General features: G+C 71.5%; 16 protein-coding genes, 1 pseudogene and 1 riboswitch. Of the genes and pseudogenes, 8 read left to right on the top strand and 9 right to left on the bottom strand.

Translation table 11 applies throughout. The annotated features are described in order from the left end of the window. The first annotated feature begins 30 nt into the window (after positions 1 to 30). Positions 31 to 309 (top strand): DUF4193 family protein, encoded by a 279-nt coding sequence (locus tag F6W97_RS00485; protein ID WP_155368071.1) that lies wholly within the window; start codon positions 31 to 33, stop codon positions 307 to 309. A gap of 88 nt (positions 310 to 397) precedes the next feature. Here F6W97_RS00485 and F6W97_RS00480 read toward each other — a convergent pair whose 3' ends face one another. Beyond that, on the bottom strand, positions 398 to 1,666 hold the full coding sequence (locus F6W97_RS00480; RefSeq protein WP_155368070.1) for a S1 family peptidase: 1,269 nt from the start codon (positions 1,664 to 1,666) through the stop codon (positions 398 to 400). Between the two features lie 113 nt (positions 1,667 to 1,779). Between F6W97_RS00480 and F6W97_RS00475 the strand changes: the two genes are divergently transcribed. Continuing rightward, positions 1,780 to 4,800, top strand: a complete 3,021-nt coding sequence (locus F6W97_RS00475; protein ID WP_155368069.1) for an AfsR/SARP family transcriptional regulator — start codon at positions 1,780 to 1,782, stop codon at positions 4,798 to 4,800. Here F6W97_RS00475 and F6W97_RS00470 read toward each other — a convergent pair. Continuing rightward, entirely contained in the window at positions 4,797 to 5,675 is an 879-nt protein-coding gene (locus F6W97_RS00470; RefSeq protein ID WP_155368068.1) for a Calx-beta domain-containing protein, read from the bottom strand. The genes F6W97_RS00475 and F6W97_RS00470 overlap by 4 nt on opposite strands. 214 nt (positions 5,676 to 5,889) lie before the next feature. On the opposite strand from F6W97_RS00470, the gene F6W97_RS00465 reads away from it, so the two are divergent. Beyond that, a complete protein-coding gene (locus F6W97_RS00465; protein ID WP_155368067.1) occupies positions 5,890 to 6,432 on the top strand; it encodes a hypothetical protein in 543 nt (180 codons plus the stop codon). Between the two features lie 104 nt (positions 6,433 to 6,536). Here F6W97_RS00465 and F6W97_RS00460 read toward each other — a convergent pair whose 3' ends face one another. After that, a complete protein-coding gene (locus F6W97_RS00460; protein ID WP_155368066.1) occupies positions 6,537 to 7,763 on the bottom strand; it encodes a styrene monooxygenase/indole monooxygenase family protein in 1,227 nt (408 codons plus the stop codon). 166 nt (positions 7,764 to 7,929) lie between these two features. Here F6W97_RS00460 and F6W97_RS00455 point away from each other — a divergent pair, with 166 nt between their 5' ends. Further along, positions 7,930 to 8,292: a hypothetical protein gene (locus F6W97_RS00455; RefSeq protein WP_155368065.1), complete on the top strand. Its 363-nt coding sequence runs from the start codon at positions 7,930 to 7,932 to the stop codon at positions 8,290 to 8,292. 41 nt (positions 8,293 to 8,333) lie between these two features. Here the strand turns inward: F6W97_RS00455 and F6W97_RS00450 are convergent, their stop codons facing one another. Both F6W97_RS00450 and F6W97_RS00445 read right to left on the bottom strand, forming a co-directional pair. Continuing rightward, positions 8,334 to 9,098 carry a class I SAM-dependent methyltransferase gene (locus tag F6W97_RS00450; protein WP_196278910.1) on the bottom strand — a complete coding sequence of 255 codons (765 nt, stop codon included), beginning with the start codon at positions 9,096 to 9,098 and terminating at the stop codon, positions 8,334 to 8,336. A gap of 42 nt (positions 9,099 to 9,140) precedes the next feature. Beyond that, complete coding sequence (locus F6W97_RS00445; protein ID WP_155368063.1) at positions 9,141 to 9,860, bottom strand: neutral zinc metallopeptidase; 720 nt, start codon at positions 9,858 to 9,860, stop codon at positions 9,141 to 9,143. 108 nt (positions 9,861 to 9,968) lie between these two features. On the opposite strand from F6W97_RS00445, the gene F6W97_RS00440 reads away from it, so the two are divergent. Continuing rightward, complete coding sequence (locus F6W97_RS00440) at positions 9,969 to 10,523, top strand: hypothetical protein (protein WP_155368062.1); 555 nt, start codon at positions 9,969 to 9,971, stop codon at positions 10,521 to 10,523. Here the strand turns inward: F6W97_RS00440 and F6W97_RS00435 are convergent. The 3 genes from F6W97_RS00435 to F6W97_RS00425 all read right to left on the bottom strand — a co-directional run bounded on the left by F6W97_RS00435 (position 10,520) and on the right by F6W97_RS00425 (position 14,866). Beyond that, the gene (locus F6W97_RS00435; protein WP_230686283.1) at positions 10,520 to 11,350 is read right to left on the bottom strand and encodes an MOSC domain-containing protein; all 831 of its coding nucleotides are present in this window, start codon (positions 11,348 to 11,350) and stop codon (positions 10,520 to 10,522) included. The genes F6W97_RS00440 and F6W97_RS00435 overlap by 4 nt on opposite strands. Next, the gene (locus F6W97_RS00430; protein WP_155368061.1) at positions 11,347 to 12,222 is read right to left on the bottom strand and encodes a bifunctional 5,10-methylenetetrahydrofolate dehydrogenase/5,10-methenyltetrahydrofolate cyclohydrolase; all 876 of its coding nucleotides are present in this window, start codon (positions 12,220 to 12,222) and stop codon (positions 11,347 to 11,349) included. The genes F6W97_RS00435 and F6W97_RS00430 overlap by 4 nt, the downstream gene beginning before the upstream one ends. Before the next feature lie 12 nt (positions 12,223 to 12,234). Further along, positions 12,235 to 12,317: riboswitch (ZMP/ZTP riboswitch) on the bottom strand. Positions 12,318 to 12,448: 131 nt separating this feature from the next. Continuing rightward, entirely contained in the window at positions 12,449 to 14,866 is a 2,418-nt protein-coding gene (locus F6W97_RS00425) for a Xaa-Pro dipeptidyl-peptidase (protein ID WP_196278909.1), read from the bottom strand. Positions 14,867 to 15,208: 342 nt separating this feature from the next. Between F6W97_RS00425 and F6W97_RS00420 the strand changes: the two genes are divergently transcribed. The 3 genes from F6W97_RS00420 (at position 15,209) to F6W97_RS00410 (ending at position 17,434) form a co-directional block, all read left to right on the top strand. Further along, on the top strand, positions 15,209 to 16,012 hold the full coding sequence (locus tag F6W97_RS00420) for a M23 family metallopeptidase (RefSeq protein ID WP_196278908.1): 804 nt from the start codon (positions 15,209 to 15,211) through the stop codon (positions 16,010 to 16,012). Positions 16,013 to 16,209: 197 nt separating this feature from the next. Continuing rightward, a complete protein-coding gene (locus tag F6W97_RS00415) occupies positions 16,210 to 16,806 on the top strand; it encodes a ClpP family protease (protein ID WP_155368059.1) in 597 nt (198 codons plus the stop codon). A 4-nt stretch (positions 16,807 to 16,810) separates the two neighbouring features. Next, complete coding sequence (locus F6W97_RS00410; protein ID WP_155368058.1) at positions 16,811 to 17,434, top strand: ATP-dependent Clp protease proteolytic subunit; 624 nt, start codon at positions 16,811 to 16,813, stop codon at positions 17,432 to 17,434. A 134-nt stretch (positions 17,435 to 17,568) separates the two neighbouring features. Here the strand turns inward: F6W97_RS00410 and F6W97_RS40360 are convergent. After that, positions 17,569 to 17,814 (bottom strand): annotated as a pseudogene (locus F6W97_RS40360) (helix-turn-helix domain-containing protein); the annotation flags it as partial. Positions 17,815 to 17,861: the final 47 nt, after the last annotated feature.

Raw genomic sequence — 17,861 nt, 5'->3', positions numbered from 1 at the left:
GGCATGATTGCCTGACGGGGAGGGATGTCGATGGCCACCGCCGATTACGACGCACCACGTACGCAGCCTGACGAGCAGGACAGCCTTGAGGATCTGCGCGCCCGGCGGGAGACGCCCGACACCGCGGCCGTGGACGTCGAGGAGCCCGAGTCGTTCGAGTTGCCAGGCGCCGAGCAGCTGGACGAGGAACTGGTCGTTCCGGTCGTGCCGATGCGCGCGGACGAGTTCCGGTGTTCGCAGTGCTTCCTGGTCCACCATCACAGCCAGCGCGCCGAGCCCGGGCACGACGTCTGCCGCGACTGCGCCTGAGCAGGACAGGTCACAGGTGCTGCCCGGCCGCGGGTGACACGGCTGCGGCCGGGAGGACGTTCGCCCTCCCGGCCGCAGCTGGGCCGAATCACATCAGGCTGGCTCCGTAGTAGGTCAGCGAACCGACGTACGGGCTGAACAGCGGCCGCCGGACCGGCGCGTAGAACACCCGGTAGGAGCCGGTCTTCCACACCCCCAGCGACACGCAGGGCGTGTCCAGGTAGCCGGCGGTGATCGTGCCGCGAGCCAGCGCCGCGATCTCGATCTTGAACGGCCACTTGATGAACAGGCCGTGCGAGTAGACCGGGCCGCCGCTGTCGCCGGGGGCCGCGATGCAGTTGCCCGCCGCCGGGGTGCCCGGCACCTTGGCCGCGTACGTCATCGGCGCCATGCCCAGCACGCTGGTGTTGACCGCGTACACCTTGGCGTTGCAGTGCTCGCCGGTGAACGAACCGCCGGTGCAGATCCAGTTGCCGACGTAGTCGGCCGTGGAGCCGCCGACCCGGATGCTCGACGAGCTGTTCCACGCTCCGGTGTAGATCCGCCCGGCGAAGGTCCGGTTGGGCGGCCGGTTGAGCATCTGGGTGTCGCGGGCGTTGACGTCGGCGACGATGGTGGTGTTCGGCTGGGTGGCGTTGCCGATCCGGGCGACCTGGCCGTTGTTGCCGCAGTGACCCGCGGTGAGCATGCGGGGCTGGCCGCCCCAGTTCACGCTGAAGCCGGTGGAGCAGGAGCCGCCGAGGCTCAGGTTGTTCCAGCGGGCCCCGCCCCAGTACGCGGAGATGTCGTTCTGCCGGTCGTAGAGCAGGTCCGGGCTGCGCTCGACGGTGACCGACAGCGGCAGCCGGGCCTCGGCGAGGATCGCCGCGCGGTCGGCTTCGGTGCTCACGGTGACGGCCAGGCCGGAGCCGTCGACCTGGGGGGCTGCGGTGCCGACGCGCCTGTCGGCGCCGAGCCGGTCGGTCTCGGCGGCGAGTTCGACCTCGCTGTAGCGGGCGGGCAGGAACCTGACCGCGACGCCGGTACGGGCTGCGCGTTCCCGGGCATCGGCGGGAACCTCGCCCTTCCAGTAGATGTGCAGCTCCCCGTTCTCGGGAGCCGCGATCGTGCCGGCGTAGCCGGGCGAGTCCGCCGACAGGATGTCGTCGGCGGCGGTGTTGAGGCGGGTCTGCGCCTCACTGAGGTCTTCCCAGGTCCGGAAGCCGCCGGGAACGGCTTCGGCAGGCGCGACGCCCACCTCGTCGGACTTGGGCTCCTCGGCGGCGGAGGCACCCGTGGCGGGCAGGAGCACGGCCATTGCCAGGAGCGCCGTGACGCTCCATCCGATCCTGGCACGGCGGGACGGTGTGTCAGTCATGGCAGCCATCGTCGGAGGGACCCGAGGCTCACCCGGGCGATCCTGAACATCGTTGAACATCGCTATATCGCACGTACGATGGACCTGCTCGGCTTCGTCTATCAAGGAGTCTGATGGCCGACGGGGGCACCCTGCAGGACCTGGCCCGGATGCTGCGCCAGCTCAAGCGGCGCGACGCCCGCCGCCGCGGCGGCACAGAGGTCACCTACCGTGCGCTCGCCGCCCAGACCGGCTGGTCGACCGGGATCATCGCGCATTACTTCACCGGCAAGACCCTGCCGCCGACGGACCGTTTCGACACCCTCGTCCGGCTCCTGGGCGCCTCCCCCGCCGAACAGGGCAGGCTCGCGACAGCACGCGACCGCGTCGACGAGGACCGGCGGCAGCGGGCCGCACCGGGCACCCAGACGGTCCGCCTGCTCGGCCCGGTCGAGGTGACCGGTCCACGCGGGCGTGCCCTGCTCGTCGGCGGCCGGCAGCGCACCCTGGTCGCCCTGCTCGGCCTGCGTGCCGGACACCCCCTGTCACACGCCCGGCTCACCGAGGCGCTGTGGGGCGAGCAGCCGCCCCGCACCGCGACCGCGTCGCTCTACTCCCACATCGCCCGCGTACGCCAAGCCCTCGACAACTGCGGCCTGCCCGGCATTCTCGTCACCCGCGACTCCGGGTACGTCCTGGACCTGCGCCCCGACGACGTCGACGTCGCCCGGTTCCACGACGACGCCGCCCGGGGCAGCCGGGCCCTGGCCCGCGGCGCCGCCGCCGAAGCCGTCACCCACCTGCTCGACGGGCTCGGCCTCTGGCGCGGCGAGGCCTTCGAGGACGCCGAACCCACCGGCTGGGCCGCCGGGGAGGTGCGGCTGCTCACCGAGGCGCGGATGCGCTGCCTGGATGAACTCTGGGACGCCCGCCTGCGCCTGGGCGAACATGTGGCCGCCGTCGACGAGATCGAGCGCCTGCTCGCCGCCGACCCGGGCCGCGAGCGCCTGGTCGGGCTGCTGATGCTCGCACTGTGCCGGTCGGGACGGCACGCCGATGCCGTCCGGGCATACCAGCGGCTGCGCAGCCACCTGGCCGAGCAGCTCGACGTCGAACCGGGCCCGGAACTGCAGCGCCTGCATTCGGCCGTGCTGCGCCGCGACCCGGCAGTCGGCCTGGGCGGCCCGCCCGACGCCCGCAGACCGGCCCAGCTGCCTGCCGCGGTCGGTCACTTCACCGGCCGTGGACCGGAGGAGGCCGCGCTCGACGCCGCCCTGTCCCGCCGCGCGCCGATCGCGGTCGTCTCCGGCCCCGGCGGGGTGGGCAAGACCGCCCTGGCAGTGCACTGGGCCCGGCGGAACAGCGACCGCTACCCCGACGGGCAGCTCTTCCTCGACCTGCGCGGCCACGATCCGGCCACCGCGATGCCCACCCGGGAGGCGCTGAGCCAGCTGCTGCGGGCCCTGGGTGTCACCGCCGACACGGTGCCGCACGATCCCGGCCCGTACCGCACCGCCCTGCACGAGCGCCGGATGCTGATCCTGCTCGACAACGCCGCCTCCGCCGAGCAGATCACGCCGCTGGTGCCACCGGACGCCGGCAGCCTGCTGATCGTCACCAGCCGCCATCAGCTCCCGGCACTCGCCCTCGACCACGAGGTCGCCACGGTCAGCCTCGACGCCCTCCCCCACGCCGACGCGTCCCTGCTGCTGCGCCGGGTGCTGGGCGACGACCGGGTCGACCGGGAGCCCGAGCCCGCCGGCCGGCTGGTGGACCTCTGCGGCGGGCTGCCGCTGGCCCTGCGCATCGCGGCCGCGAAACTCGCCGCCCGCCCCCTGCGCAGCCTCGCCGAACTCGTCGGCGAGCTGACCGGCGAGGACCGTCTCACCGCGCTGTCGGTGCCCGGCCAGCCGGGCGGTGTGCGGGCCGTGTTCGCCGCGACCTACCAGACCCTGAGCGCCCCGGCCGCGGCACTGTTCCGGCGGCTCGGCCAGCACCCCGGCCCGACGTTCACCACCCATCTGGCCACCGCCGTCGCCGGGCGGCACACCGCGACGGCCCTCGACGAACTCGCCTCCGCGCACCTTCTCACCGAGGTCAGCGAAGGCCGCTACCGGTTCCACGACCTGATCCGCCTCTACGCCCTCGAATGCGCCGGCCCCGACGAGGCCGCCCAAACCCGCACCGCGCTGTTCACCTGGTATCTGGCACTGGCCGAAACCGCGAACCAGATGCTGGAGCCCGCCCGAGACCGCGTGAAACTGTCCTGGCAAGACCCGCCGCCGAGCCTGCCGCCGCTGCCCGACACGACCCAGGTGCTGGCCCTGCTCGACGACGAACGGCCCAGCCTGCTGCCGGTCGCCCGGCTGGCCGCGGCCCACGGCGACGCCCGGACCACCTGGCAGCTGACCTACCTGCTCGCCAGCTACTACACCCACCGCGGCCACTGGCCGGACTATGTCGAGATCTGCCGCGAAGGCCTGGCCGCCGCGCTGCGCCTGGACGACCCGGTCGGCGAACGGCTCATGCGCAGCGGCCTCGGCGTCGCCTACAACGTCACCCACCGCCACGAGGACGCCCTGGAACAGCTCACCCGAGCCCTGGACCTGATGCGCGAAGGCGGCGACCAGCGCGGACAGGGCATGGCGCTGAACAACATCGCGCACGCCCACTCCCAGCTCGGCAGCCTCGCCGCGGCCCGGGACGCGTTCGAGCAGGCACTCGACCTGCACACCGCCGACAACCACCTGCCCGGCATCGCGTTGGCACTCAACAACATCGCCGACATCCACACCCGGCTCGCCGACTTCGCGGCAGCCTTCGACGCGCTGCGGCGGGCGCTGCGGCTCGCGCGCGACATCGGCAACGCCCACCTGGAAGGGGCCGTGCTGCAGAACCTCGGTGAGGCACTGCTCGCCGCCGGTGACGAGGACGCCGCCCTGGACCACTTCGGGCAGGCCCTGGCGATCCGGCGGCGCAACGGCGAGAAACGCCGGGAGGCCGACACCGCCAACGCCATCGGCCTGCTCCTGCTCTCCCGCGGCGACCATGCGAGCGCCCTCGGCCACTTCGGCAGGGCGCTCGCACTGTCCCGCGACATCGCCGACGAGCGCCTGCAGGCGACGACGCTGGCGAACATGGCGCTACTCGGCTAACGCCAGACGGTCACCCGTGCGCTGCCCGAGACGACCTGACCGGCGGAGTACGACGAGATGACGATGTTGAAGTGCTTGCCGTTCTGGGTGAAGGCGCGCGGCAGCAACTGGATCGGCACGATGACGGTGGTCGCTCCCGCCGGGACGGTGACGGTGCGGTCCACGGCCACGTAGTCCAGACCGGCGACCAGGTCGCCGTCGAACGTCTGGAAACGTACCGTCTGGTCGGTGGCGAGGGCCGTGTTGACGCCGAACGGCGTCGGCATGATGTTGCCCGACTCGACGGTGCACGGCGTCGCGGTCGTGCCCGCACCCGGATCCGGATCCGGCTTGGCCGACGGCGACGGCAGGGGCGAGGGCGGAGGCGGCGGTGACGTACGTGGCTCCAGCAGGCACAGCCGGTCGTCGACGGTCGCCGCCCGGAGCTGGGTGTCGTCGTCGAAGAGCCGGCCCCGGCCGACCGGGCTGACCACCCGTACGAACTGGCTGGGGTTGTTCAGGGTGACCGTGAAGTCCTCCAGCAGCGCCTCGGCCAGGCCGTCGCCGGCGACGGCCGCCCGCACCTGCCTGCTGCCGGTGTCCCCCGCCGACCACTGCAGCACGCCGTTCGCGAGCTGGTAGTCGCCGGGCCGGCGGGCGGTGCCGTCGGTGACCGAGTAGGCCACCGACCCGGCCGCGGCGCAGGACGCCGTGTACACCGTGAAGGTCAGCGTGCCGGCCCCCTCGGACACGGTGACCTGCGGATCGATGGCGACTGACCGATGGCAGGTGGCGGCCGCACCCGGGAGGTCTCCGACAGCGGCCCCGGCGATGACGGTGGCCAGGGCCACCACGCCGGCGCCGAGCGCGGGCAGGATCTTCGATTTCATCGTCATCGCCGAATCATCGGGCACCGAGCTTGTGGAGAGCTTGTGGGACACGTGCCATATTCATCCACAACCCTGGATCGATCACCTCCCCGCCGCGGCACCCGCGTCAGATGCGGCGCGAACGATGTCGCCAAGGCGTCACGGCGTATCTCGGCGACCACGGACCCGCTCTGTCTGCCGACCATCCACACCGGAAGGTCAGCCTGTCGAAGGAGGGGCCATGCTCATCGTCATCACCAAGGATCCGAAGATCGTCGACTTCATCTCCACCACGAAATCGGGTGCCGCCGCCTGGGGCACGGTCCACCTCCTCAACCCGGCCCACGGCCAGGACCAGGCCCACGCCCAACTGATCGGACTGCTCAACACTGCCCGAAGCGGCGACCCACTGTGCATCGTCGGTCACGGCAACGACCACGAGGTGGGCGGCAAGGGCAACGCGAACGACCCCTGGGGGTGGACCGCCAAGGACATGGCCCTGCTGCTCAACACCGAACTGAACAACCGGCCCTCCCTCATCCTGTTCGAGGTCTGCTCCGACGAGGCGCTCGAGGAGGCGACCAAGGAGTCGAATCAGGTGGGCAAGATGCCCGTGGAGGGCTTCGCCACCAACCTGCAGGCCGCATTCCGCAAGACCGGCGTAGCGGACCGCCTGAACGGCCTGACCGTCTACAGCTACAACCGGCACACCGCCACGACCCACACGCTGCCGCACCCGGACGCCGTCGCCAAGAGCCGGGAACTCCAGCCCAGCGTGCTCTGACGGCGACTCGCCCCATCGGGTCGACTCCGACCGGCCTGGGTGGCCATTTCGGCCGCCCAGGCCGGGGCGGCCCGCAACTGCGTGGCACCGACCGGCGGCCCGCCTCACCGGACCGGCTGCACCTCGCGCAGGTAGCGGGCGGCCAGGTCGGGATCCATGAACCAGTTCGCGAAGTCGGTCGGGTCGTCGAACCCGTTGACGAAACGCGACGCTATCGCCGGCACCTGGGAGGCCGCGCCCAGCAACTCGAACGCGTGCGGCGGCGGGGGTGCGAGCATCGCGTTGGTCCAGGCCGTGACATGGGCGGCGTACGCCCAGTTGCGGTCGAATGCGGCCTGCATCCACGCGGCGTCGAAGTCGCCCTTGCCGTGTTCGACGATGCTGTCGAGGTAGCCGGCGGCGGCTTTCGCCGCGCTGTTGGAGCCCTGCCCGGTGATCGGGTCGTTGAGCACGACCGCGTCGGCGAGGCCGAGCACCGCCCGTCCGGACGGCAGGACCGCCACCGGCCGGCGGACCGTCGGCGCGAAACGCCCGGCCAGGATGCCGTTGTCGTCGGTGAGCTCGGCATCGGCCGCCCGCTCGGCTTCCCAGGGCAGGAACCGGGCCAGGATCTCCTTGCTGCGGGCCAGATGCCCGGCGGAAGTGCGGACGTCCTGCCAGCAGTCCATCGGACCATCGGGCACGCCCTCGAAGACCATGATCTCGCAGGGGCCGGTGGTGGTCAGCGCCGGGAAGACGAAGTACTCCCCCACCCCCGGGATCAGGTTGAAGCACACCGCGGAATGCCCGGCTCGCGGCGTCAGGCCCGTGACGTAGGTCAGCGCCAAGGCGCGCTGCGGGGCGTCGTAGGGCGAGCGGGTCTCGTCCCGGGCGAACAGCGACGCGATCTCACCCTTGCCCGCGGCGACCACGACCAGATCGGACCCGGCGGCGTATCGTTCCAGGTCGGCGATGCCGGCGTCGGCGATCACCAGCTCGCCGCCACGGCGGGTGAACTCGTCCAACCAAGCCGGGATCTTCACCCGCTGGTCGACGGACCGGGCCGGTGTGTCCAGCCGCGCCGACCAGTCCAGCATCTTCGTGCCGTCCGGGCCGGGCACCGTGAACGCGATGCCTTCCACCGGCGGGCAACCGGGCCAGAAGTCGAGCCCGGCGGCTGCCTCGGTGGCCAGCGCCGCGCCGAACATGCACTGGCTGGACATGACCCGGCCGGAGCGGATCTGCTCGCCGGTGCGGTTGGACACCAGGCTGACGTCGTATCCGGCCCCGAGCAGGCCGAGGCCGAGCTGCAGACCGGCCTGACCGGCCCCGACGATCGTGATCTTACGCATGCGCTCGCTCCTATGCCGACAGACGCTGCCCTCTCGAACCTAGTACGGCGGGCCGTTCGGCGATGTCCGCTCAGCGCGAGCGCCGGCCGTGTTCCCGATCCGGCTGGCGCGGTCTCCGCTCGGGCTGCGCGGGGAGTCGGGCCGGACGCCATGGCACGATCTGCGGATGCTGCACATGGTGACGATCGAAGGCCTGGCCCACAGCGACTACGGGTGGCGGGTGCTTCCCTCGGTGAAGCTGCGCGATCTGGCCTACCCCGAGGGATGCCGCGTCTCGATGCGCGGAGACGTCCTGCAGGTGCACCGACCCGACGGATCCGTGCTGGCCGGAACGGTCGGGATGTGGGGTGTCGACGCGTGGCAGGATGCCGACGGCAATCTCGTGATCTCATCCGATCCCGGCGACCCGGAGGTGTCGGTGACGGTCGCCGGCCTCGCCGAAGCCGATCTGGTGCCGGGCTCCGAGGTCTGGATCGAGACCTACCCGATGCGGGACGACCCGGCCGAGGAGACCGCGGCCCGCCCCTGAACGAGACCCGATCACAGTTCACCGAAGCTGCGCACAGCCGATCATCGGGGGCGGCGGGCCGAGACGACGGGGATGAGGGCGAGGATGTCGAGGTGACCGGGCCGGCCGAACCATGCCCGGCTCGCCTCGGCCTGCTCGGCGGTCAGCCGACCGGTTGCGATCAGCGTGTCGAAGGCCTGCTCGAACGTGGCCCGCATCGCCTTCTCGCCCGCCCCTCCGTCGCCTACCAGCAGCGGATGGACGGTCATCCGGATGTCGGTCATACCGTACGCGGCCAGAAGCGGCGGCAGCCCGCGTGTGAAAGTCGGCTCGACCCGCATCTGCTCCTGGAACACCCCCAGCAGGGCGTCGCTGACTGCACGCAGGGCCGGGTGCGGCGTCAGCGCCGACACCGACATGTCTATGCCGACCACCACCAGGTGACCGCCTGGGCGCAGCCACTCGATGAGGCGTGGGACCGTGTCGGCGCGCTCCGGCAGCACTTCGAGCAGGAAGCGCGCGTGGACGAGGTCGAAGGGGCCGCCTGGCACAGGATCGGCGGTCACGTCGTGGGTGAGCACCGTCAGCCGCTCACCGGAGGTCAGGAATCGGGTGTCCAGATCGGTGGCCACGACGGTGGCCGTCTCGGCGAGCCAGCGGGACACCGAGCCCGCGCCCGCGCCGACATCCGCACAGAGCCAGCTCGACCCGAGACCGAGGCCACCGATGATCTCCTTCGAGATCGGGTCGCACAGTTCCTCGATCGCCCGCAGCCGGCCAAGCTCGGTGGGAATGTCCTTACCGAGCACTCCATCGGCATACTTCACTGTTCGACAGTAGATCGAGGTTCGTCACCACCGTCGGATCATTCACGTGAGGTCGCAGGCGTCGAGGGACTTCTCGTAGCCGGAGAAGAACGCGTCGGTGCGCTGGGCGACGGTGCCGTGGGACTCGGGGGCGAACCAGGGCTGTCCTTCGGGGTCGCCGACGGCGAGCAGGCCGCTGCGGAATTCTTCGAGGTCGCCGTCGGCGAGCTGGAGCTTGTCGTCGCGGACGGAGTCGCCGAGGTAGGCGCCGGCCATGCAGTCGGCCTGGAGTTCGTGGTCGATGGCGTAGCGGTGTTCGACGCCGAGGCGGGCCTGGACGGCGTGGGCGTATTCGTGGCCGAGAAGGTAGTACACGAACGCGTCGCCGATCTTGCGGAAGGCGGTGACGGCCCAGTCGGCGTCGTAGGCGATGAAGTCGCCGGCGGGGCAGTAGACCGCGTTGTCGGCGGGAATGGGTTCGCGGCCGCAGGAGAGCTCGCCGTCGCCGCGGTACGGGGTGACGGTGCGGACGGGGGTGAAGGCGACGCCGGAGGACTTGAACACACCGGACCAGTAGGTCTCGGCCCCGCTGACTGCGCCTCGCGCGTCCCGGTTGAACTCCTCGACGGTCGCGGTGCCGTCAGGTTCGCCGGACTGGGTGGGAGCGGCGCTCGGCGGCGGTGCGCTGTCGTCGGGCATGGCGGGGTCGGGCAGCTCGCCGCACCCCAGGGTCAGCACGGCGGCGGCGATGAACGCGACGATCCAGCGGGGGCGGGCGGGCATCTGCGCCGTCCTTTCACAGGGTGTATTCCGTGCGGTGCCGATACCCAGCCGAGGTCGCCGGATACCGTTCCGGCGCGGTGAGATGCGCCTCTCCCCTATGCTCACGGCGTGAAAGGGTTCGCGCGGCGGGAGTTTCAGCTGATGCTGCTGCGGCGCATGGCCGACTTCCAGCCGGACCTGGTGGAGGCGGCGTGTGCGGAGTTGTCGGCCTCACACGCGCAGTACATGGATGCCCACAACCGCTGGCAGACGATGCAACGGTCGAGGTCGGCCCCGAAGGGCCTGCTGCTGTACGAGGCGGTGCTGGGTCCGGCCGATGAGCGGCGGGAGGTGCCGTACGGCGACGCGGTGCTGACCGCGCACCGCTGGCGGCTGCCGGGGCTGTGGCCCGAGCTGCGCTGGGAGGCGCTGGTGGGCACGGAGGATTTCGTGCTGCACGGGTGGCTGGTGCGGTCGGCGGACTCGGCGGTGCCGGAGCTGGGTGCGGCCGAGGGGCTGGCGCCGTGGTCGTGCGTGGTCGACGACGTGCTCGCCCGGTTCCCGAAGGCGCGGCAGCGTGATCCGGAGACGCCTGCCCGGTGGGGCGTGGACGTGCCGGACGACGACGGCGGGGTGTGCCGGCTGATGTTCGTGCACGGCCTGCTGCAGCAGGTGGCGAGCTAGGCCACGCGTACGGCGTCGCCGGGCCGGATCCGGCCGGGGTGCAGGACCTGGGCGTAGACGCCCGCGCACGGCTGCGGGCCCAGGGCGGGCAGCGGCACCACACGGTGGTGCTGGGCGAGCACGCGCAGGGCCTCAGGGTCGCGGGGCAGGTCGCCGTGGGCGAGGGTGGGGACCGCGCAGCGCGGGGTGGCGACGATGACCCGCAGTACGAGGTCTTCGCCGATACGCAGGTCGCGGCCGACCCAGTCGTCCTCGGTGAAGCCGTCGCCGGGCAGGTCGACCACGATGTTGGGCCGGTAGCGGCGCGGGTCGACGGTGCGCGCGGGGTGCAGTGCCGTGATGCGGCGCAGCGTCGCGGTGGTGAGCAGGTGTACCGGCGCGAAGTCGAAGAAGGTCCCCGGAGCCGCACCGGCGATGGTGCTCGTGAGCAGCGGCAGCGTGGCGGTGATGCCGTCGGCCAGCACCGCGTCGGGGTCGGCGCGGTCGAGTCGCGCATGCTCGGGTGGCGTGTCAACGAGTTCGACGGCGCGGCCGAGCAGCGCCGACAGGCTCGTCGCGGCGGCCGGGTCGGTGCTGTGCACGTCCGCGCCGGGGCCGGTGATCTGCACGCCCCGGGGGTCGGTGGTGGCGGTGAGGGTGAGCAGCCGCTGCCAGAGTCGCGGGTGTTTCGCGCTGGCGACGCGGCCGGTGGCGGTGTCGAGCAGGGCGAGGGCGCGGTCGCCGACCAGGCCGTTGCCGGTCACGTCGGCACTGTCGAGCTGCTCACCGAGCAGGGACTTGACCGGATACCGGTGCAGTGCGGCGACCGTCGCCCTCGCCCGGCTCACGGGTTGGCCCGTTCGGCGGCGGCGACGGCGTTGCGGAACAGCATCGCGACGGTGGTGGGTCCGACGCCGCCGACACGCGGGGTGATCGCACCGGCGACGGCGGCGCAGGACTCGTCGACGTCGGGCAGGATGCGGCGGCCTTCGTAACGCACGCCGCCGCCGATGACGACGGCGCCGGGCTTGACGTGTTCGGGCTGGATGATGCCGGGCACGCCCGCGGCGGCGATGAGGATGTCGGCGCGGCGGGTGTAGCGGGCCCAGTCCTTGACGCCGGTGTGCACGACGGTGACGGCGGCGTCCGCGGTCAGGCGCTTCTGCGCCAGCAGCATCGCCAGGGGCCGGCCGAGGGTCGCGCCGCGGCCGACGATGACGACCTCGCGGCCCGCGACACCGATGCCGTGGTGCGCGAGCAGCGCTTCGATGCCGGCGGGTGTGCACGGCAGGGGTCCGGGCATGCCGAGGGCGAGACGGCCCATGTTGACCGGGTGCATGCCGTCGACGTCCTTGTCGGGGTCCATGGCCTGCAGGGCGGCGTTGTAGTCGAGGTGGGCGGGGATCGGGTACTGCACGAGCATGCCGTGCACTGCCGGGTCGTCGTTCCAGGCGGAGATGGCGCGGCGTATGTCGGCCTGGGTGGCGCCGGCGGGCAGGTGCTCGTGCGGGGACGCGAAGCCCAGGGCGGTGGCCTGCTGCTGTTTGATGCGGATGTAGCCGGCGCTGGCGTCGTCGTCGCCGACGAGCAGGGTGGCCAGGCCAGGGGTGATGCCCCGTCGGCGCAGTGCGGCGGAGCGGGTCGCCACGTCGGCGAGGACCTCGTCGGCGACGGGTCTGCCGGGCAGCAGGCGGGCGGTGGTGGTCGCGGGCGCGGACATGCGGTTCCTCCACGCGGTCGCCCAGGCGGTCGGCTTCCGCGGCTCGCTCCCCGATGGTCGTTCCCATCCTTGTGCCGCCAGTCGCAAAACTCGCCTTCCAGCATGCCAAACGGCCGGGGTGGGGCGGGGGCGCGGGTGACTTCTCTGGTGAATGCGGCCCGTGCGGGCGGCTCCGCGACGACCACCGTCGGGCGGTCGTCGCGGAGCCGCGCCGATGCGCCGCCTGTCAGCCGAGGGTCAGCGTCCAGGTGTCGATCCGGCCGACATCGGCTGCCGCCGCGTCCTGTACGCGAAGCCGCCACGTGCCGTTGGCGGCTTCGCTGGACAGGTTCGCGGTGAAGGTCTGGTGGATGTCGTCGGCGCTGCCGCCGGAGCGGTTGCTCAGCGGGTAGCTCGACCCGTCCGGTGCGACCAGGCTGACCACGAGGTCGCCGCGGTACGGATGGACGATGTGCACCTCCGCCGTCGACGTCGGCGACGCCGTCCCCGGGCAGCCGCTGATGGTGATCGTGCTTTCCACCGCCGCCCCCGCGTCCGGGATCGCCACGTCAGTGGGATTGGTCGCCCGGCACGCGGCGGGCCCGTTGACGGTGAGCGTGTAGACCGCGTAGTGGGTGGCACCGGGGCGCGTCCCGGTGATGGTGACCTGGTACGTGCCGGGCGCGGTCGAGGCGGCCGTGCTCACCGTCAGCGTGGAGCTGCCGCCGGACGTCACGGTCGACGGGTTGAACGACGCGGTCGATCCCGCCGGCAGCCCGGACGCCGACAGCGCCACGCTCTGCGGGGAACCGCCGGTCACCACCGTGCCGACGGTCGTGGTCACCGTGCCGCCCGGGTTGGTCGCGCCCGCCGACGGGGACACCGAGATCGGGTACTCGTTGCCGGTGGCCAGGCCGGTCTGCGCGATCGTCAGGGTGCTGGCGAGCGGGTTGAGCCGCAGCACGGCGCCGGCCGGCGGGCGCAGCGTGTAGTCGTAGTCGGTGGAGATCACCACGAGGCCGATCCGGTGGCCGGCCGCGAACACGTAGTCCTTGGGCTGCATGGCGAAGTTCAGCGTGTACTCCGTGCCCTGCACGACCTTCTCGCTGGTGGCGCGGCTGTTGCGGTTCTGCGGGTCGATCCAGCCGCGGGTGACGATCACGGGGGTGGTGCTGGTGCCGGTGCCGCCGTAGTCGACCAGTAGCGCGGTCACGTTGGCGTCGTTGCGGTTGGTGACGGCGAGCCGGAGCGAGACCCGCGGCGAGCCGGTCAGCGTGACCGCGGCGGCCAGGTTGCCGGTCCGGTAGACCAGCCGGTTGCCGTTCGTGCTGTCCGGGTTCGCGACCAGTGTCGTGGCCATGCTGGTCCGCCCGTTGTCGGTGAACTGCTGCGGCGAGGCGCCGGTCGGCGTGCCGAGCGTCAGCCCGCCGGGTGCGGTGGCCGAGGTCGCGTCGAGCTTGAGCACGGCGTCGGTGGCGCCGGGGTTGGGCCAGTCGGCGTACTGGCGCCAGGTGCCGTCCTTGAACTGCACCTCGGCCCGGGGCCCGGCGAGGACGCCGTTGTCGATGCCCTTCAGGAAGTACTCGAACCAGCGCTCGACCGTCGCCTTGTAGTCCGCGCGCGAGGTCGTGCCGTGGCCGCCGTTGTGCAGCCAGATCTTGCGCGGCACGTTGTTGGCCCGCAGCGCGTCCCACCACTGCGCGTAGTGCTGGCCCTTGACGTTCCAGTCGGCCTGGCCGTGGATGACGAACACGCCCGCGGTGACCCGGTCGGCCTTGCCGACGTAGTCCCGGTCGGCCCAGAACTGCTTCCAGTCGCCGGTGACCCGGTCCTGGTCGGTCTCGAGCTGGCTGATCCGGCTCGTGCAGCCGGTCCGGTCGACCACGGCACGGGCCAGCACGTCGGCGTCCTCGCCCTGGTATCCGCCCGGGGCGACGACGAGACCGTTCGCCCGGTAGTAGTCGTACCAGCTGGAGATCGCCGAGATCGGCACGATCGCCTTGAGCCCGGCGACGCCGGTGGCGGCGGCCATGTTCGGCAGCGTGCCGTTGTACGAGACACCGATCATGCCGACGTTGCCGGTGCTCCAGGACGCCGTCACCTGCGCGCCCGATGCGCTGAAGCCGCGGGCGCGACCGTTGAGCCAGTCCACGACCGCGGTAGTGGCCAGCGTCTCCTGCATGTCTCCGCTGGTCGGGCAGCCGTCCGAGTCGCCGGTGCCGAGGCTGTGGCCGAGCACGACCGCGTACCCCTTGGGCACGAAGTAGTCGTCGTACCAGTCAGGCAGGTCCGGCACCGGCCTGGCGACGTTCACGCCCGGCCCGGCCGTGGGCGGCGTGCCCGGTGCGAGCGGGAACAGGCTCTCCTGCGGCAGGGCGCTGACGTTCACGCCGTGGTTGGCGGCGTTGGCCAGGCCGTTGCGGTACGGGCTCTGCTCGAACACGACGGGGACCGGCCCGCCGGTTGACGGGCGGGCGATGTCGATGGCGATCCGATCGAGCCGCCCGTCCCCGTTGGAGTCCACACTGGACTCGACGTAGACGCGCTCCTCGATCTGGGCCAGCGCCGCCTGGGGCGACACCGCCGCGCTCGCACCTGCTGTCGACACCGGGAGGGTGGCGGTGAGCAGCACGAGAACAAGCATTGCGCGGTGGGGGAACCGCATGTGGCTTCCTTCCAGGGGTGGTGGACAGTCAGTCGCACGAGGCGCTGCCGGCGTATCCGCAAGCCCCGACTTTTGATCGTGGGCTGCCGATGACGCCGAATGCCGGAGCACGATGGTTGTCGATATTGTCAGATCGATGATGGTGATTCAAGCTTTCGCCTGCGCCTCGTCCGGGCCGCCCGCAGCCACGACCTCGACCAGTGGGGTGAGGCGGCGTATGAGCGGATGTGTGTGCGCCGCGACGCAGGATGTGAGCGCACCGATCCTGACGGGGCCGGCCGCCGACGGACACCGTCCGCGTGCCGGGCCACGGTCGGGGACCGCTACGGCAGGAAGGAACGCATGCCAGCAACGTATGAACCCGCGCCGCCGGACACGCCGGGCCGTGTCGACCGGCGGCAGCTCTTGCTCGGACTGATCGCCACGACGCTGGCGGCCGGTGTCATCCCGGAGGCTTGGCTGGCCGAAGCGGCGTACGGCGCCACGCCCCGCTGGAACCGGCCGTTCGACAAGTGGGTCTCGATCACGGGTGTGTTCGGCTGGCGGACCGACCCGATCACCGGCGAGTCCCGGTTCCACTACGGCACCGACTACAGCACTTCCGGAATCCTGGGCTACCCGATCCGTGCCGTCGCCGCGGGCAGCGTGGCCGAGGTCGGCTACAGCGCCGGCGGGTTCGGCAACTATGTCAGCGTCCTGCACAGCGACGGATGGCGCAGCCTGTACGCGCACATGCGGGAGGCGCCGGTCGTGGGCAGGGGCGCGCAGGTGGCCGCCGGACAGCATCTCGGCAACGTCGGTTCGACCGGCCACTCGACCGGCCCGCACCTGCATCTGGAGATCACGCAGCCCGGCGGCACCCGGGTCGATCCCGAGTCGATCCTCGCCGGCGCGCCTTACGCGGGCGCGCCGGGCACTCCCCCATCGATCCTCACCAAGGACGGCATGATGTACCTCATCTGGAGCACCGGCGGCACCGGCTACCTGGTCACCCCCAACCGCGTCATGGGGCTGAAGTCGATGGCGCACTACAACCTGTTCAAGCGGATCATCAATTCCAACCAGGCGGCCGACCAGCCCGAGGTCTTCAACGCCCTGGAGATCGACCAGATCAAGGCGTACCTCGCCGGCACCGTACCGGCCTAGCTCGGGTCACCGCCGTCGACCGGCCTGACCGGCTGCCCAAGGCCAGGTCGGGCCGGTCACCGCGGCCCGCAGGCACCCGCCGGCGGTCTGACTCCGATCTGCTCTCGGCTAAGTCGCCAGCAGCAGATTGCCTTGGTATGCCGCGCCCTCGGGCCCGATCGTGGACGGTGAACGACCCGAGGAACAGGAGTGCACACATGGGCGCCACCGCCACGCTGGACGACGAGATCAGCAAACGACTACTGCACGAGCGGATCATCGTGCTCGGATCCGACGTCGAGGACGAGGTCGCCAACCGGATAAGCGCCCAGCTCCTGGCGCTTTCCGCCGAGGACCCGCGGCGCGACGTCGCGCTGTACCTGAACTCGCGGGGCGGTTCGGTGCTCGCCGGGCTGGCCGTGTACGACATGATGCGGCTCATCCCCAATGATGTGATCACCGTGGCGATGGGGCTGGCGGGCAGCATGGCGCAGTTCCTGCTGTGCGCCGGGACGCCGGGCAAACGGTTCGCCCTGCCCAGTGCGCAGATCCTCATGCACCAGGGCTCGGCGGGACTGGGCGGCACCGCCGCCGACGTGGAGATCTACGCCGGTCAGCTGGACCGGATCAGCACCATGATGAGCGCGCTGACCGCCGGGCACACCGGCCGGCCGGTGGCGACGATCGTCGAGGACGGGCAACGCGATCGCTGGTTCAGCGCGCAGGAGGCGCTGGACTACGGAATGGTCGATCACATCGTCGAGCACCTGGACGACATCCGCCCGCGCGTGGTCAAGCAGCGGATGGGGGTGTAGGGCCATGGGCCAGTACACGATTCCCACCGTCGTCGAGCGGACCTCGCGCGGCGAGCGGGCCTTCGACATCTACTCGCGGCTGCTGTCGGAGCGGATCGTCTTCCTCGGCACGGAGATCACCGACGACGTCGCCAACGTGATCATCGCGCAGCTGCTGCACCTGCAGTCCGAGAGCGCCGACCTGGACATCTTCTTCTACATCAACTCCCGGGGCGGCTCGTACAGCGCGCTGACCGCGATCTACGACACGATGCAGTACGTCCGGCCGGATGTGTCCACCCTGTGCGTGGGGCAGGCGTCCTCGGCCGCGGCCGTGCTGCTGGCGGCGGGCACGGCCGGCAAGCGGGCGGTGCTGCGGCACGCCAAGGTGGTGCTGCACCAGCCGTCCACCGAGGAGGGCTCCTTCGACGTGGCCCAGGGCACGCTGCCCGACCTGGCGATACGGGCGCGCGACGTAGCCCGCGTGCGCGCCGAGATGGACGACATCCTCAGCCGCCACACCGGTCACCCCGCGACGAAGATCCGGCACGACCTGGACCGGCACAAGACGTTCAGTGCCGGTGAAGCCGTCGCGTACGGCCTGGCCGACCAGGTCATCAGCACCGTGAAGACGACGTCGAAGGACTAGGCGGCCAGGGCGTAGGCGTCGCCGGGTCGCCGGCTCGGCGGCGCCGCCACCTCGAACCGCCCCGCCTCTGCGCGCCGGGCGGGAATCACCACGTGCGTGCCGCTGTCCGACGAGATGTGGAAGGCGACGGAGACGAGCAGTTCTGCCAGCTCGATGCCCAGCGCCGCGCACAACGCCGCGAGCACCTCGGAGGAGACCTCCTTGAGGCCGCGCTCGACCTCGGACAGGTAGGGCATCGAGATCCGCGCCGCCAGCGAGACCTCGGCCAGCGTTCGCCCCTGTTCGAGGCGCAGGCGCCGCAGTGATTCGCCCAGCGCCGAGCGCAACAGCACCCGACGCGGAGTCGCCTGGGCGCGAGCCCGCTCCGCCGGATTCAACATGGTTCTTTATAACCGGGCGAGCCATGACCTGACAGCCGAGTTCGCTA

Source organism: Catellatospora vulcania, assembly GCF_009720385.1.
In the GTDB taxonomy this organism is placed as follows: Bacteria; Actinomycetota; Actinomycetes; order Mycobacteriales; family Micromonosporaceae; genus Catellatospora; species Catellatospora vulcania.
Note: the sequence above shows the minus strand (reverse complement) of the source record. Positions and strands in the feature narration are given on the sequence as shown.

What these genes read in the sequence shown, in the direction of transcription:
- F6W97_RS00470 (WP_155368068.1), bottom strand. Translation starts at nt 5,675, where the DNA reads ATGACGATGAAATCGAAGATCCTGCCCGCGCTCGGCGCCGGCGTGGTG.
- F6W97_RS00465 (WP_155368067.1), top strand. Translation starts at nt 5,890, where the DNA reads ATGCTCATCGTCATCACCAAGGATCCGAAGATCGTCGACTTCATCTCC.
- F6W97_RS00410 (WP_155368058.1), top strand. Translation starts at nt 16,811, where the DNA reads ATGGGCCAGTACACGATTCCCACCGTCGTCGAGCGGACCTCGCGCGGC.
- F6W97_RS00460 (WP_155368066.1), bottom strand. Translation starts at nt 7,763, where the DNA reads ATGCGTAAGATCACGATCGTCGGGGCCGGTCAGGCCGGTCTGCAGCTC.
- F6W97_RS00420 (WP_196278908.1), top strand. Translation starts at nt 15,209, where the DNA reads ATGCCAGCAACGTATGAACCCGCGCCGCCGGACACGCCGGGCCGTGTC.
- F6W97_RS00455 (WP_155368065.1), top strand. Translation starts at nt 7,930, where the DNA reads ATGCTGCACATGGTGACGATCGAAGGCCTGGCCCACAGCGACTACGGG.
- F6W97_RS00485 (WP_155368071.1), top strand. Translation starts at nt 31, where the DNA reads ATGGCCACCGCCGATTACGACGCACCACGTACGCAGCCTGACGAGCAG.
- F6W97_RS00425 (WP_196278909.1), bottom strand. Translation starts at nt 14,866, where the DNA reads ATGCGGTTCCCCCACCGCGCAATGCTTGTTCTCGTGCTGCTCACCGCC.
- F6W97_RS00415 (WP_155368059.1), top strand. Translation starts at nt 16,210, where the DNA reads ATGGGCGCCACCGCCACGCTGGACGACGAGATCAGCAAACGACTACTG.
- F6W97_RS00445 (WP_155368063.1), bottom strand. Translation starts at nt 9,860, where the DNA reads ATGCCCGCCCGCCCCCGCTGGATCGTCGCGTTCATCGCCGCCGCCGTG.
- F6W97_RS00475 (WP_155368069.1), top strand. Translation starts at nt 1,780, where the DNA reads ATGGCCGACGGGGGCACCCTGCAGGACCTGGCCCGGATGCTGCGCCAG.
- F6W97_RS00480 (WP_155368070.1), bottom strand. Translation starts at nt 1,666, where the DNA reads ATGACTGACACACCGTCCCGCCGTGCCAGGATCGGATGGAGCGTCACG.
- F6W97_RS00430 (WP_155368061.1), bottom strand. Translation starts at nt 12,222, where the DNA reads ATGTCCGCGCCCGCGACCACCACCGCCCGCCTGCTGCCCGGCAGACCC.